This is a genomic window from Pseudoalteromonas sp. SR43-2 (assembly GCF_014163885.1).
Classification (GTDB): domain Bacteria; phylum Pseudomonadota; class Gammaproteobacteria; order Enterobacterales; family Alteromonadaceae; genus Pseudoalteromonas; species Pseudoalteromonas distincta.
Window position 1 is genome coordinate 114,999 of record NZ_JACJED010000004.1, and the last position, 14,748, is coordinate 129,746.

9 protein-coding genes and 1 pseudogene are annotated in these 14,748 nt (G+C 40.7%); 1 reads left to right on the plus strand and 9 read right to left on the minus strand.

The window, feature by feature from the left end:
* Together H5120_RS04750 and hrpB are read right to left on the minus strand one after the other, a co-directional pair.
* A pseudogene (locus tag H5120_RS04750) lies at positions 1 to 463 on the minus strand (nuclear transport factor 2 family protein).
* A 91-nt stretch (positions 464 to 554) separates the two neighbouring features.
* Positions 555 to 2,981 carry an ATP-dependent helicase HrpB gene (gene hrpB / locus H5120_RS04755; RefSeq protein WP_182673761.1) on the minus strand — a complete coding sequence of 809 codons (2,427 nt, stop codon included), beginning with the start codon at positions 2,979 to 2,981 and terminating at the stop codon, positions 555 to 557.
* A gap of 285 nt (positions 2,982 to 3,266) precedes the next feature.
* Between hrpB and H5120_RS04760 the strand changes: the two genes are divergently transcribed.
* Positions 3,267 to 3,464, plus strand: coding sequence for a CsbD family protein (locus H5120_RS04760; RefSeq protein ID WP_008132353.1), 198 nt, complete (start codon positions 3,267 to 3,269; stop codon positions 3,462 to 3,464).
* 62 nt (positions 3,465 to 3,526) lie between these two features.
* Here the strand turns inward: H5120_RS04760 and H5120_RS04765 are convergent, their stop codons facing one another.
* From H5120_RS04765 to metH, 7 genes are all read right to left on the minus strand, one after another.
* The gene (locus H5120_RS04765) at positions 3,527 to 5,788 is read right to left on the minus strand and encodes a xanthine dehydrogenase family protein molybdopterin-binding subunit (protein WP_182673762.1); all 2,262 of its coding nucleotides are present in this window, start codon (positions 5,786 to 5,788) and stop codon (positions 3,527 to 3,529) included.
* Positions 5,785 to 6,282 carry a (2Fe-2S)-binding protein gene (locus tag H5120_RS04770; protein ID WP_182673763.1) on the minus strand — a complete coding sequence of 166 codons (498 nt, stop codon included), beginning with the start codon at positions 6,280 to 6,282 and terminating at the stop codon, positions 5,785 to 5,787. The genes H5120_RS04765 and H5120_RS04770 overlap by 4 nt, the downstream gene beginning before the upstream one ends.
* A gap of 414 nt (positions 6,283 to 6,696) precedes the next feature.
* Positions 6,697 to 9,795, minus strand: coding sequence for a VCBS repeat-containing protein (locus H5120_RS04775; RefSeq protein ID WP_182673764.1), 3,099 nt, complete (start codon positions 9,793 to 9,795; stop codon positions 6,697 to 6,699).
* Between the two features lie 209 nt (positions 9,796 to 10,004).
* Complete coding sequence (locus H5120_RS04780) at positions 10,005 to 10,760, minus strand: hypothetical protein (RefSeq protein WP_182673765.1); 756 nt, start codon at positions 10,758 to 10,760, stop codon at positions 10,005 to 10,007.
* A 14-nt stretch (positions 10,761 to 10,774) separates the two neighbouring features.
* Positions 10,775 to 11,041: a hypothetical protein gene (locus H5120_RS04785; protein ID WP_002958125.1), complete on the minus strand. Its 267-nt coding sequence runs from the start codon at positions 11,039 to 11,041 to the stop codon at positions 10,775 to 10,777.
* Positions 11,042 to 11,122: 81 nt separating this feature from the next.
* The gene (locus tag H5120_RS04790) at positions 11,123 to 11,746 is read right to left on the minus strand and encodes an abortive infection family protein (RefSeq protein ID WP_259397818.1); all 624 of its coding nucleotides are present in this window, start codon (positions 11,744 to 11,746) and stop codon (positions 11,123 to 11,125) included.
* Positions 11,747 to 12,109: 363 nt separating this feature from the next.
* Positions 12,110 to 14,740: a methionine synthase gene (metH, locus tag H5120_RS04795; protein WP_182673766.1), complete on the minus strand. Its 2,631-nt coding sequence runs from the start codon at positions 14,738 to 14,740 to the stop codon at positions 12,110 to 12,112.
* Positions 14,741 to 14,748: the final 8 nt, after the last annotated feature.

Sequence of the window (14,748 nt, forward strand, 5' to 3'; positions counted from 1 at the left end):
TTATTCGTGATACTTGCGGATCATCGCCACTTTACCATTTTCAACTTCTATTACTTCCATCATTGTGGAGGTGTATTCTATTGGCTGCTTACTTTGCGGGTGAATGCCCTTTGCATGACTCTTATAACGAATAGCAAAGCCTGTATCATTAAACACAAATGTATTAAGCAGTGTGCTTTCAAACAACGTGTGCGCACCTAAATAAAAACTCACCTTTGCGCATCTGCTTTTTACCATCAGGAATACGTGAGTCATCCGGTTGATACGGGATGTGCTGATTGCCAATATCATCGGTTAACAATGCAAGATAAGCCTCAAGCTCTTTAGCACCTGCGTTAGGTGCTTGTGTTGCGGTCATTGTTTTATAGTATTGCTGCGCAAATGCATTTAAGTCGAGTGGCTTTTCAGCATAAGCCGAAAAAGCAGTTACTAGAGCCAAACCTAACGTTAAAAGTAACCTCATTGACTATTCCCTGTAGTTAAAAATATTTTATAGGTACATTACCTTAGTAAGTTCAATAATCAAACAAAATCAGTTTTAAGTAAATTAACACCTACATTTTGCTCTTTACTCTATTTGTTGCAACGCTGTTGGCTGGGTCGTCTGGCCAAAAATGTTTAGGGTAGCGGCCTTTCATTTCCTTTTGCACATCGCGGTAACTGCTAGCCCAAAAGTGGGCTAAATCTTGAGTAAGTTGCAATGAACGTTTACCTGGCGATAGCAGCTCCATAAGCAATGGCAATTTACCGTTGGCAAGCATAGGCGTACTGGTCAAGCCGTAAACTTCTTGCATACGCACGCTTAGCTTTGCGGGGCCATCAAGCTGGTATTCTATTTTTATATTTGAGCCACTTGGCACCGTTAAGCGCAGTGGTAACAGTGCTTTTAAAGCTGTTTGTTGTTGCCAATCAAAACAGTTTTGTAATGCTTCAAAGTAGTTAAACTTTTTAAGCTGCGTGAGCGTTTTAATATCTTCTAAAAACACGCCTAGCCACTGCGCTGCATTTTGAATAAGTTGTTGCTCGTTTATTTGCGGGAATTTATCGGGCATTAAATTACTTGCTAGGCTCATACGTATCAGCAATTGTTGCGCATCAGGTTGCTCGTTAAATAATGCAAAACCGTGTTTAGTAAATAAGCTAAGCCACGCTTTAGCACGCTCGCTCTTATCTAGTTTTTGTTTACTAGGCTGGCTGCTGAGCGTTATAGCCCCGAGCTTTACTTCATCTTGATGAATAAAGCGCGCTGATTTTTCATCAAACTCACAACGAGTAAGTTCACTAAATAAATGCGGTAAAAATTCTTGTAACTCAAATGGGTTAAGTGCGGTGGCTGCAAATATACGCCCACCTTTGTGCCCGCCCATGGTTGCTATGGCTAAGTAATCGTCGTTGTGCCAGTAATCGACATTTAACTCAGCCCCAGCACCATTGGCAAGTAAATAACCATTACCACGTTTTTTAGCGATGCGATCGGGGTATGCCAATGCCACCAGCAAACTTATATAATGCGTATTTAATTCGCTGTTTTCGTCTTTTACTTTTAAGCGGCTTTGCCAATATTTTAACTGTTGCTTAAATACCGGATGCGGACGTTGCTGTTGGCTATGCAGCGCTAAACTCAACTCGTTTGCACTATTTACTCGGCTCTCAAGTAATGCCACTAAATAAATAGCGAGCCTAAAAATACCATGGAGTTGGTCATCAAGTATTTGTGCTTTTAATAGCATATGCGCCAAACGAATATCAGCACCAAAACCTAACATTTTACTGCCAAGCGGTGTGAGCTTACCTTTGCTATCAATAGCTTCTAGCATGTTAAGCAGGTTACTTGCTTGCTCGCATTGTTGCTCAGTGGGCTTATCGAGCAAGGTTAGCTCATCAATACTGGCTCCCCATTGCTTTGCCTCAAGCATAAGTTGGCTTATGTCTGATGTGAGTATTTCGGGATTGTCATGGCTATTACGTCGCTCGAAGGTTTGCTTTGAGCCAATTCGATAAACAATGCCCGGCTCTATTCGTCCTGCACGCCCTGCACGCTGCACAGCAGACGAGCGCGATATGCTTTGTGTTGTGAGCTCTGTAACCCCTGTTTTTAAATTAAAGGTTGCTGCACGGCGCTTGCCGCTGTCAATTACAATGCGTATACCTTCAATAGTTAAACTGGTTTCGGCTACATTGGTGGTAAGCACTACTTTGCGCATGCCGTTTGGTGCAGGAGCAATAGCAGTTTGCTGATTGGCTTTATCTTGCTCGCCAAATAGTGTTGCAACTTGGCAGTTACTGGGTAAATCGCTCAGTGCTTGTTGCACGCGTAGTATTTCAAACTGCCCAGGTAAAAACACCAATGCGCTACCTGTTTGCTCATTAAGTGCTTGTTTTATTATGTTAGGAATTGCATCAAGCCAGCGACTTTCATCTTTTATGGGTATATATACTTCGTCTATTGGGTAGCTGCGACCGCTCGATTGAATTACAGGGCAATCAAAAAACGCAGTGTAACGCTCTGTATCAAGCGTTGCCGACATAAGCATAATAGTTAAATCGTCGCGCAGCGCACTTTGGGTCTCGAGCGCAAAGGCAAGTGAGGTATCTGCTGCAATTGAACGCTCATGAAATTCATCAAATATCAGTAAATCTATATCGCTTAATTCGGGGTCGTTTTGCAACATGCGCGTTAACATGCCTTCGGTGACTATTTCGAGGCGCGTATTAGCGCTTACTTTACTCTCGCCCCTAATCCGCAAGCCCACACTTTGCCCAACACTCTCGTTTTGGCACTTTGCTAAATAACTGGCTATATTACGAGCAGCTAAACGGCGAGGCTCTAGCATTACAATACGTTTAAAATGCCCGTCACGCATGAGTTGCAGCGGCAACCACGTCGATTTACCCGCACCAGGCGGCGCTTGTAATAACGTAATAGGATTACTTTGTAATTTAGTAACGAGTTGTTGATATATGTCTTGAACCGGCAGCACAGCTATTTACCCTAAATTGCTTTGCAGGCATTGTAACAAAAACCAAAAATAAACGCGCCGCTAAAGCTATGTGGTTATAAAGGATTTAATTAAGGGTTACATAATCAGAAATAATTACAGACCGCTCTGTACATTTTTTAAGGATGTGCTCACAACATTAATCATTACTGCCTCAATAAAAACATAACACCATGATTGTAAATGAAAAATAAAAATTTAACTTGTTGGTACACGCCTTGCTCCTTTTATACTGAACGTTAATTAAATCTAAGTAAGGAGAAACTTATGAACAGCGATCGTATGAAAGGTAATTGGAACGAACTTAAAGGTAAGGCTCAACAAAAATGGGGCGATCTTACCAACGACGATTTAGATAAAATTGAAGGTAGCCGTACAGAGCTAGTGGGTAAAATCCAGCAGCAGTATGGTAAATCTAAAGAAGAAGCAGAGCGTGAAGTTGATGAGTTTGAAAAAACTCACTAATCGCTAACTTCTAAAAAAACCGCCATTTGGCGGTTTTTTTGTTTAAGCTGTAGGTTATTTAGCTACGCTTTTAATTGGTTACCAATCGGTAACTGCCTAATACGCTTTCCGCACGCTGCAAAAATAGCATTACATAATGCTGGTGCATAAACTGGTGTAGATGGCTCACCTACCCCTGCTGGTGGTGCATCGCTTTGTACAATTTCAACTTCAATCTCAAGAGGTGAGTCGCTCATACGCGGTACGCGATAATCATGAAAGTTACTTTGCTGCACGCGGCCTTTATCAAAGGTAATACCATCGCTGATTGCAGTTGTAATCCCATAAATAGAGCCACCTTGGGTTTGGTTTTTAACGGTGTCAGTGTTTACAACCGTACCCGCGTCAATGGCAACCCACGATTTAATTACGTTTAAATCGCCAGCATCCGACACTTCTACTTCAACTACCGTAGCTACGTAAGTTAAAAAGCTTCTGTGTGCTGCTATGCCTAAACCTCGCCCTTTAGGAAGCTCTCGCCCCCATTTACTCATGTCAGCCACTTTTTCAATAACATGGCGCAGTCTGCCAATATCTAAAGGGTAAACCTCTTTATTGCCACCGTAATTATCGTATGTAGCATTTTGCTCTGTTACATCAACAATACGACTCGGACCTATGGTGTCTAGTAAATAGTCTTTTTGGTCGCGACCGGCTTTGTGCGCTGCTTCGCCAATAAATGACTGAATAGCAAAGGCATGAAAAATATTTGATACAGAGCGCATCCAACCAATTCGAACTTTGGCTTGCGCATCACCGTTTTCTAGCTTCATATTAGGCGTGTTAATTGGGTTATCGGTAAACCCTAAGCGCAGTTCAAAGCTCCCTGGCGTAGTCGCCCCTTCTGAAAAGGTAGAGGTAATTGGTGAAAACGCGGTGCGGTGTAAATACGATTCTATTGCGCCATTTTTATCTAGCGATGCTTCAATGTGCTGAGCCGAAACCGCATGGTAAAAACCATGTTGTATGTCGTCTTCACGCGTCCATTGCACACGAATAGGCTTGCCTACTTTCATTGAAAGGTAAGCTGCTTCAGCTGAAAAGTCAGGTTTTGACTTACGCCCAAAGCCGCCTCCTAACATGGTAACGTGAACATTAATTTTGCTCTCATCCATGCCAAGCATGGCAGCCACTGTTTTCATATCGGCTTGTGGATTTTGCGTAGCAGCCCATATATCAACACTATCTTTGTTGTACATAGCTGTTGCACACGGCGGCTCCATTGGTGCTTGAGCAAGATGCGGCGCGTAATAATCAGCTACGAGTTTATTGCTCGATTTAGCCAACACGCCCATGGCATCTCCTTTATCACGTATGTTTGCCTGTGGAGTTTGTACTGTTTTTAATAATGACTTTTTAAATTCTTCTGAATTGTAATCGCCATTTTTGCCATCATCCCACACGACTTTTAATGCTTTACGCCCTTGCCATGCAGCCCATGTGTTTTTAGCTATAATCGCAATTCCACCTTTTGGCTGAAACTGCGGTGCGCCTTTTGGTGCAGGAATTTCAATAACATCTATAACGCCGTTTATCGCTTTTGTAGCACTGGCATCAAACGACTTAACAACACCGCCTACCACTGGCGGGCGTTCAATTATAGCCACCAGCGCTTGTGGTTCGCGTACATCGGCTGCAAATATTGCTTTACCTGTTACTAAATCGGCTAAATCTATGTGCGCCATGCCAGTATTAATGTAGCGCCATTCTTTGCGTGTTTTAAGTGTTAGTTTGTCAGCTTCTGGTGGCGTTATTGTAAGCGCTAAGTCGATTAAATCTTTATAAGTAAGCGATTTACCTGAGCTGTGTGTAACAACGTGTTGATTAGCAGTACAGGTCTGCGGGTCAACTTCCCAATACTTGGCGGCAGCGTGCTGCATCATGTAACGTACACTTGCGCCCATTTCACGCAGGCGCTGCATGTTGTAGCGAATACTGCGCGAGCCATCGGTATTTTGATCGCCGTATTTAGGGTCGCCCTTACCCTGAATAACAATAACCTTATCCCACGCGGCTTCCATTTCATCGGCAACTATTTGCGCAATCGCGGTGCGAATTTGCTGACCCATTTCAGAGCGATGGCAGGTTATTTCAACCATGCCGTCTGGGCGCAGTGCAATAAATAAGTTTGCGCGCTTTGCTTGCTCAGATGGCTGCTCTAATACACCCGCAAATGCTCTTGGCGCACTGCCTACAAAATAAGTACCAAGTACCAATGCACCTATTGCGCTAGTTTTTAAAAACTTACGGCGGTTTAAATCAAAATATTTGTTATCTTGGCTCATACTTCTTCCCCTTGTTCATTTGGGTCAAAATACTGAACACTCGCCATTGTTTTAGCAGCTGATTTAATTGCTTTATGAATACGCGGGTATGTACCACAACGGCAAATATTTCCCGACATATTACTTACTATTTCATCATCGTTAGGGGTTGGGTTTGCAGCTAATAAGCTTGCAGCTTGCATCATTTGGCCGCACTGGCAAAAACCACACTGCGGTACTTTATGCTCTATCCATGCTTGTTGTACAGGATGGTCGCCTTGCTCGCTTAACCCTTCAATTGTCGTAATTGAACGCCCTGCTGCTGCCGCTACAGGTAATACACACGAGCGCTGAGCTACCCCATCAATATGCACGGTACACGCACCGCACTGAGCCATACCACAGCCAAATTTAGGCCCAGTTAAATTCAATTCATCTCGGAGATACCATAATACTGGCGTTGACGGATCGCCAGAAAACTCATGTTTATTACCATTAATGGTAAGCGTGATCATACTAAACTCCTTGGCAAAGCGCTTTACAGGAGGGTTCCTTGTTGCGCGAGAACTATTTTTAATTACTTACTATTTTATACTTACTACTTTTAGCCTACCACTTAGATCTGTTTTATAAAAACACTAATTATTAGAACGTTTAAACCACATTGAAATTATTAACGTCTGATTATTAGTATTATGACTAGGCCCTGCTGACCTTTTAGATTGAAACTCACTCAATCTAGGGGAGATTTAATCGCGGCGGGAGGTTTGTAAACACCAAAGCGTAAATTGCCCCTACGCAGAACCCTTAGGGCATTGCACGTTAAACCTCGAAAGATAAACAGCCCTAAATAAAAGTTTAAAAAGACTATTAATAAATAAAAAACCGCCATTTGGCGGTTTTAGATAGTGTAAATAAGCTTTTGACTATTAATTAAAACGGCGTCTACCAAATAAAACCACTGATAGCAGCATAAGTAAGTAATAAATACTGCCACCTGAGCTAGAGCCTGAATCAGATGAAGGAGTCGCTAGCGCAGCAGCTTGCTTACCTTCAACGTTTATAGTCACAGTTTGAACTGCAGAACTATCAAATTTATCTTTAGCTACATAGCTAAACGTTACTACATGATCGGATTCGCTCGTAGGAGTTAGTTTAAACAATCCAGTATCAGGCTCAAATGTTAAAGTTCCTGAGTTTGGCTCGGTTACCACTTCAAATTCAAGTGTATCGTTGTCGCTATCTAATGCTGAAAAGCGACCATTCACTTCACTCTTATAAGAGGTGTTATATGTTACATTTTGAGCTTGTGGGGCTGTATTTGTAAGTTCAATAACAACATTATGAAGCTCTGACTCAACTAAAGAATCTTTCACTGTAAAGCTAACTGATACTGGCTCAACCGAGTCACCACTTGGTGAAAAGGTCACGCTACCTAAAGCAGAGTCCATTAACTGAATTTGCCCATGAGCAGGCGAATTTTTAATTTGAAATACTAATGGCTCTGCGTCTTCATCCACACCTTCTAAATTAAAGTTAAGCGGTGTATTCCAATGAGTTTGCAGTGTCATATTATTTGCTGTAGGTGCTGTATTTTTTAGCTCTAACGTTAAGCTTGATAACGCTGAACGTGAACGATCTTTTACTGTGTAGTAACTAAGCTCGTCAATGCCTACAGCGCCCGATGGTATATAAGTTAATAGACCCGCCTGTCTGTCGGTAAACTCGACCCTACCCAGAGTTGGTCTCTTATTTAAAACTACATAATCAATATCATCTGATACAGGTAAATCTATTTGTATGCTTTTTAAAACATGATCAGAGTAGCTTACAGCTTCAGGCTTAGCTAAAAGCTCTGCAACTTGATTAGAAAACATCTCCAATGACTGACCTGCCAACAAGGTATAATCAACATTATTATACGTAGAAGTTGCTAACCAACTGTCATTATTCTTACGCTTAGCAGTGTATGAAACCACATTGTTATCTAGGTTATATTCACCAAACTGATCAGAACACGAATACTGCACAAACCCAGCTCTTACAGACACAATATTATTTAAAGTGTTTTGGCACACTTCACTAATTAATGTTGTCTGCCCATTTAAAGCCACTTTATAAAGTGAGCCATTATAGGTAGAGGCAACTAAAGTTTCTTCTCCATTAATAACAGTGTTAACCAAACCGTTAAAGCTTTGCTCTAAAGCAACTTTAGAAATAGTGTTTTCAGAGTAGTCATAACTAATGAGGTAATCACTAACGAGACTAACCACATCTATATTTTCGTTATTAAGAAAGCTTCCAGTTACTATTGAACTCATGCCGCCCCAATAAAATCCTAAGCGAGGCGATGTTTTTAATAACTCTCCAGTTTGCCCATTTAATACTTTAAAAAAGGTACCTTCACTTCCTGTATGCTCAGCGCCATTACCTACTATTATTTCTAACTTGCCATCATTATTAATATCTAACGTTGTTAAAGTACTAATGTAGTCTCCGCCGCCAAGATATGTTTGAAATAGCTCTTCACCCGTTTCAGGTGAAAACACCTGTACATTCGCATTGTATATAGCAGAGCTGCCAGTAATAATATAATTCTTACCATCATCAAACAGCTGAGCAGTAGTAACTAAATTGTTATTATCCCAATCGTTATTAACGCTTATATTTGTAAGTATTTTTTCATTAGTTTGTGTATCTACTATGTGCAAAGCGTTACTGTCACGCTCGGAATAAAGTATATCTAAGCTTCCGTTATTATTAATATCAGCAAGTGCTAACGCTTTATTTGAGTAGTACTTAATGCCTTTAGCCCACTGTTGGGCTTTATCATCCGTGTTGTGAATATAAAAACCATCTTCACCTGATGAAGAATAACCTGAGCCCCAAGCAATATTTTGTTTGCCATCGCCGTTAAGGTCATCTACAACAATGCCCGACACACCATGCTCTGGATTATTAATACTCCAAAACTCAACACCTGTTGTGAGTGAAAGCGCGTATAAGCTCCCCCACTGACCATCGCCGTAAACTAAATCATCGGTACCATCATTATCGATGTCTGCAACTATTACTTTATCAATATCTAAGTCGCTTTGGGCTGTCCATAAAATGCTTTCAGTGCTTGGGCTTAGCATTTCTATACTGTACCAACTTTGCCCATTAATCACTTCATCTAAGCCGTCGTTATTAATATCAACAGTAATTAAATGCTCGCCATTAATACTTACACTAAGTTGTTTATGCAGTACAAGTTCTGAATTTTCAAACCTATAAACCGCACCATCACTAAATAAAACTTCTTTTGCATTGGTCTCAGTAAACGAGCCTGTCACAAAATTTTGTGGTACGTTTTCAAGTACCGCAATTTCAGATAAATCGAGCGAGTTAAGAACAAAAAGCTTACTACTTTGATAAACAAAAAGCTCATCTTGGCCATCGCTGTTTATATCAAACTTATCTGCTGCTCTTGGGTAATAAAATTCTTTGCTTAGCTCTATCTCTTGGGTGACTAAATTAACTTTATGTACTGCGTTATTATCTAAAACATATAAGTAATATGTATCTGCCACTGTATCTTTAATTAGTGTGGTATCTTCAATATAGTCATCAAAGTCGTAGCGAGCTGTTACTTTATACGCACCTTTTACATACTCTATAATATTAAAATTGCTCTCTTGGGCGGATATAATGTGCTTGCTACCCACACCCGACAAAGGTGCAATGTACATGCCTTTGCGACCTGTTGAGTTACCTAATGAAAATTCACGAAATACGCTATTAAGCTCTATGCTTTGCTCGTCTGAGGCCGCTTGAGTAAGGCTATTATTTTTTATAATTGGCGTGAGTTGAGGCTTTTTAGATAAACTTTCAAAATGAGCTTTATCAAAATTTATTTTTTGATCGTTAATTAAAACAGCATCACCGTAAGTATTTTTTTGAGTGTTTTTTATAGGTTGTGCATGAGCATTGGCATTCACTGAATACGCGCTCATCATGAGCAACGTAAGGCAAGATAGTTTAATCAATTCCATAATCCTTTGTATTTCTTTATTTAATAACGCCACTACAACTGTAACGTTCCATTAACACGGCATTATATAGAGTAAAAACCGGAAATAAAGAGGCGATTAACAAAGTTTTACAAAGACATAGAAGAAATAACGCAATAATATTTAGCTTGCAGCTAAGCTACTTTTCTAAAACACTTAGCCGCATACTTACTAATTAAAATCGATTAATGAGTGCTTATAACATCTTCAGACAACAATTTCTCATCGTCTTTATAAACTTCAAGCCAACCTGGTGGTGATGTATCACAGCCAATAATGGTTACATTTAGTATGTAACTATAACGTCCATTTTTAAACGTATAATGGTGATTACCGCCAGTGCCACTAACCGTTACATCGCCGTTAGATAAAACCATATCAGGCTTGTCCTTTGGCCTTTTATCACTACTCCACACCGCATAACGGTAATTTCTATCACCTAAATCATCAACACGAATATGGTAGTTAGCCGTTTTCCAATCGAGTACTGGTTTTTCAAAGGTATTAATACTTGCGTGCAAGGATTGCTTACCTTGTTCGATTAAGCTTTTAGCAAGTGTCTGCTCTTTAGTATTTTGTGTATTTACAGCAATAATTTTACCGTCAGTATCAACCCACATAACGCCGTTATTTAGCATAATGCCGCGCCAACCTACTTTCTCCCAATCAGTTTTAATGTTTGAACTGGCAATAACTGCCGCTAGCTCATCATTAAATACTTCATCAAAGCGGTTAATAAACTCGGCTTCATTTTTAATGTCAGGTATGGGATATCGTCGTTTTAGCGGGTAGCGAATAAGTGCTGCAATCGCAGTTTTATCATGCGCTTTAAAAGCAGCAATAACAGGTAAAACGAACTCGTGATACTTTTGCTCAAGCGCAAATGTGTTAGATGTGAAAAGTAGTGATAGGAACACCGCTACGTGGTTTAAAAACTTCATTTATAGTCCTTTAATCAAAGCTCAAACTTTGGCGTAAAACTTGGATGCTCAGTTTTCATTAAAATATCATCTAGTATCCTAATAAGCTGATCTTTTTGCTTACAAGATAATTGCTTTGTATTTGATAACATATCTTCACAAAATTTTTTATCCCATGAATCTGGGTGATATATATTGAGCTCTTTAAGTACGTCTTTTATTAATTTTTTTGTGCCTAAAGAAATATAACCGTCTTGAATTTCTTGCCGTAAGTTAACTAAGGGGGTTTGGGATTCAGACATTCAACGTCCTTTGACTTATGTTGTCTTTCAACGCTAGGGATTATCAAAACCTAGCAGATAAAATTATTATGAAAAGTCAGGTCACATATTAGAATTACACTTTTTCTCATCCCAACTTTCAATTATGAAAATGCTAGCCGTATGAGCAGAATGAACAGCAAGTCTAGCGTGCCTAGGCTTAATATTATACCTAGTTCGACCTTCAGCATGGGCAGCACTAGCATGTGTGCGCAGTGCACCAATACCGCTAACTGTTGAGAACAGTCCACTTAATATTTGTATTAAATCTTTATCTTGAACAAGGCTAATATCAAAACCTAGCTCATCCTTAATTACTTTCCAAACGCCCTGCAAATCTTTTTTAGCAGGCATTGTTAAACCTTCATCTTCTATAAATGTTTTACAAATAGCTTCTAATATATTGCACGCAGCTAGTACAGCTTCTCGAGGATCACTTGTTATATTATCCATTGCTCGATCAAACTCAGCATTAATTGCAGGTAAATCTCTATTTTTTATTAACGCTGATAGCGATTGCGATTGCGAGGGAGCACTTGCACCATCAAAAATGAAACCGCCCATTCTATATTCAAAATTGTAGTTAGAAAGGCACTGCCTTATCTTTTGTACATATTTATAAGCTGCATTCTCAACTTTTCGAAACATTATTTCATTAAATTCAGTTTGAAATTCAGGATTTTCCATGTAGTTTTCAATTAATTTACCAACTACTGATATAGGGCAATCTGATTCATTATTTATTCTTCTTAGCCACGTCTGTGCTTTAGAAGATTTAGAGCCTTCGGGAGGTTCGCCTGGGCGTTAGAGTACAGAAAAAGAGAATCTAACGTAGCGTGAGTCTCCAGAGAAGAGATTGCATCAGCTAGAATTGATATAAGAGGTGCTGGTATTTGCTTATTCATAAATTTAAAAGTCCTTTTAACTATCTGATTATGTTAACTGCTCTACTACAGCAAAGTCCAACAGACTTTCATTACTACTTTAAGTGTCTTACAAAAAAGCGAGCTTAATTAAGCTCGCTTTTGTTTTAACGGACAGCTGTTCTATTTACTCCGGATCATACCCCAAGTTAGGCGATAGCCAACGTTCAGCTTCTTCAAGCGTCATATTGGTTCGCTTAGCGTAGTCTTCTACCTGATCCTTTTGCACAGCGGCTACTGCGTAGTATTTAGCCTCAGGGTGTGAGAAGTACCAACCTGAAACAGCAGCACCTGGCCACATGGCGTATGAGCTGGTGAGCTGCATACCAATGCGTTTTTCGGTATCGAGCAACTGCCAAATTTTCTTTTTCTCAGTATGCTCAGGGCACGCTGGGTAACCTGGCGCTGGGCGAATACCTTGGTAGTTTTCGCGAATTAGCTCATCGTTACCAAGGTTTTCGTCTGGAGCAAAACCCCAATACTCTTTACGTACTTTTTCGTGTAGGTATTCGGCAAACGCTTCGGCGAGCCTGTCGGCAACGGCTTTAACCATTATTTTGTTGTAGTCGTCTTGCTGTGCGTCAAACGCATTTGCTAAGTCGTCTTCTTCTAAACCGCCTGTTACTGCAAACGCACCAAAATAGTCTGGTGTGCCTTTGGGCGCTATGTAGTCAGCTAGGCAGTAGTTAGCAAAGTCGGTTTTTTCGGTTTGCTGGCGTAAATGGCACGAAGTAGTTAATACTTCTTTGCGTGTTTCGTCTGTGTATATTTCTATGTCGTCCCCAACGCGGTTAGCCGGGAATAAACCAATTACACCAAGTGGTTGCAAACTGCCTGCTTTTTCAAGGTCGTCTAACATATCGTTAGCGTCTTTAAATAAGCTTTGTGCTTGCTCGCCTACTACTTCGTCGTTCATTATGCGCGGGTATTTACCGGCGATTGACCACGTCATAAAGTATGGCGTCCAATCTATGTATTTACGTAAAGTCGCGATTGATACATTTTTAAACTCGGTCACGCCCAGCTTTTTAGGCACTGGTGGTGTGTAGTTATCCCAATCAAGCTTTGCTGCGTTATCGCGTGCGCGCTGGATTGTAACAGGCTTAGAGCGTGGTTTTTTACGCGCTTGTTGCTCGCGTACTTTTACATATTCAGCTTTAGTTTTAGCTAAAAAGTCAGGTTTAATGTCTTTTGATAATAAGTTTGAAACCACACCAACTGCACGGCTTGCGTTATTTACATATACAACGCCTTTGTCATATTGCGGCTCAATTTTTACTGCTGTGTGCGCTTTAGAGGTAGTTGCACCACCAATAAGTAGCGGCAGTTCAAAACCACGGCGTTTCATTTCTTTTGCTACGTGCACCATTTCGTCAAGCGATGGGGTAATTAAGCCCGATAAACCAATAATATCGGCTTTTTCGTCGATGGCGGTTTGCAGTATTTTATCAGCAGGTACCATTACGCCTAAATCAATAACTTCGTAGTTATTACACTGTAGTACCACGCCTACAATATTTTTACCTATGTCGTGTACGTCGCCTTTTACTGTCGCCATCACTATTTTACCATTGGTTGAACCTTCTTCTTTTTCGGCTTCAATAAATGGATCTAGGTAGGCTACGGCTCGTTTCATTACGCGCGCCGATTTAACCACTTGTGGTAAAAACATTTTACCTGCGCCAAATAAATCACCTACCACGTTCATGCCATCCATTAACGGCCCTTCAATTACGTGAATAGGTTTATCGGCAGCAGCGCGGCACTCTTCGGTATCTTCATCTATAAAGGTAGTAATGCCTTTTACAAGCGCGTGCTCAAGGCGTTTTTCTACAAGCCATGTGCGCCATTCTAAATCTTCTACTCGCTCAGCTTGTGCCATACCAGAGTATTTTGGTGCAAGCTCTACTAAACGCTCGCCTGCGCCTGGGTCGGTGTTAAGTATTACGTCTTCAACGGCTTTACGAAGCTCCTCTGGTATGTCGTCGTAAACGGCGAGTTGCCCTGCATTTACAATCCCCATATCCATACCCGCTTTTATTGCGTGGTATAAAAATACCGAGTGAATAGCTTCACGTACTGGGTTATTACCTCTAAATGAAAACGATACATTAGACACCCCGCCCGACACTTTACAGTGCGGTAAGTTTTGTTTAATGCGGCGTGTGCCTTCAATAAATTCTACTGCGTAGTTATCGTGTTCTTCTATACCGGTGGCTACGGCAAATATATTAGGGTCGAATATAATATCTTCTGGTGGAAAACCAATATCTTCTACTAATATTTTGTAGCTGCGGGCACATATTTCATATTTGCGGTCTGCTGTATCAGCTTGCCCGTCAGTATCAAACGCCATTACAACGGCAGCTGCACCAAAACGTTTTATTATTTTAGCTTGGCGAATAAACGGCTCTTCGCCCTCTTTTAGCGATATAGAGTTAACAATGGCCTTACCTTGAATACACTTTAGGCCTGCTTCTATTACTTCCCATTTAGAGGAGTCGACCATAATGGGTACGCGTGAAATATCAGGCTCTGAGGCTATTAAGTTTAAAAACTTAACCATCGCGGCTTTTGAGTCCAACATGGCTTCGTCCATGTTTATATCAATAACCTGTGCACCATTTTCTACTTGTTCGCGGGCCACTGTTAGCGCAGCTTCAAAGTCTTCTTCCATGATTAAACGTTTAAACATGGCAGAACCGGTTACATTGGTACGTTCGCCGACATTAGTAAATACTGCTATTTGTTGGGTCATGTTGGCTC

Excerpts from the sequence above, each read along its gene's own strand:
- H5120_RS04760 (WP_008132353.1), top strand. The coding sequence starts at position 3,267 with ATGAACAGCGATCGTATGAAAGGTAATTGGAACGAACTTAAAGGTAAG.
- H5120_RS04765 (WP_182673762.1), bottom strand. The coding sequence starts at position 5,788 with ATGAGCCAAGATAACAAATATTTTGATTTAAACCGCCGTAAGTTTTTA.
- H5120_RS04770 (WP_182673763.1), bottom strand. The coding sequence starts at position 6,282 with ATGATCACGCTTACCATTAATGGTAATAAACATGAGTTTTCTGGCGAT.
- H5120_RS04780 (WP_182673765.1), bottom strand. The coding sequence starts at position 10,760 with ATGAAGTTTTTAAACCACGTAGCGGTGTTCCTATCACTACTTTTCACA.
- H5120_RS04785 (WP_002958125.1), bottom strand. The coding sequence starts at position 11,041 with ATGTCTGAATCCCAAACCCCCTTAGTTAACTTACGGCAAGAAATTCAA.
- H5120_RS04790 (WP_259397818.1), bottom strand. The coding sequence starts at position 11,746 with ATGGAAAATCCTGAATTTCAAACTGAATTTAATGAAATAATGTTTCGA.
- metH (WP_182673766.1), bottom strand. The coding sequence starts at position 14,740 with ATGACCCAACAAATAGCAGTATTTACTAATGTCGGCGAACGTACCAAT.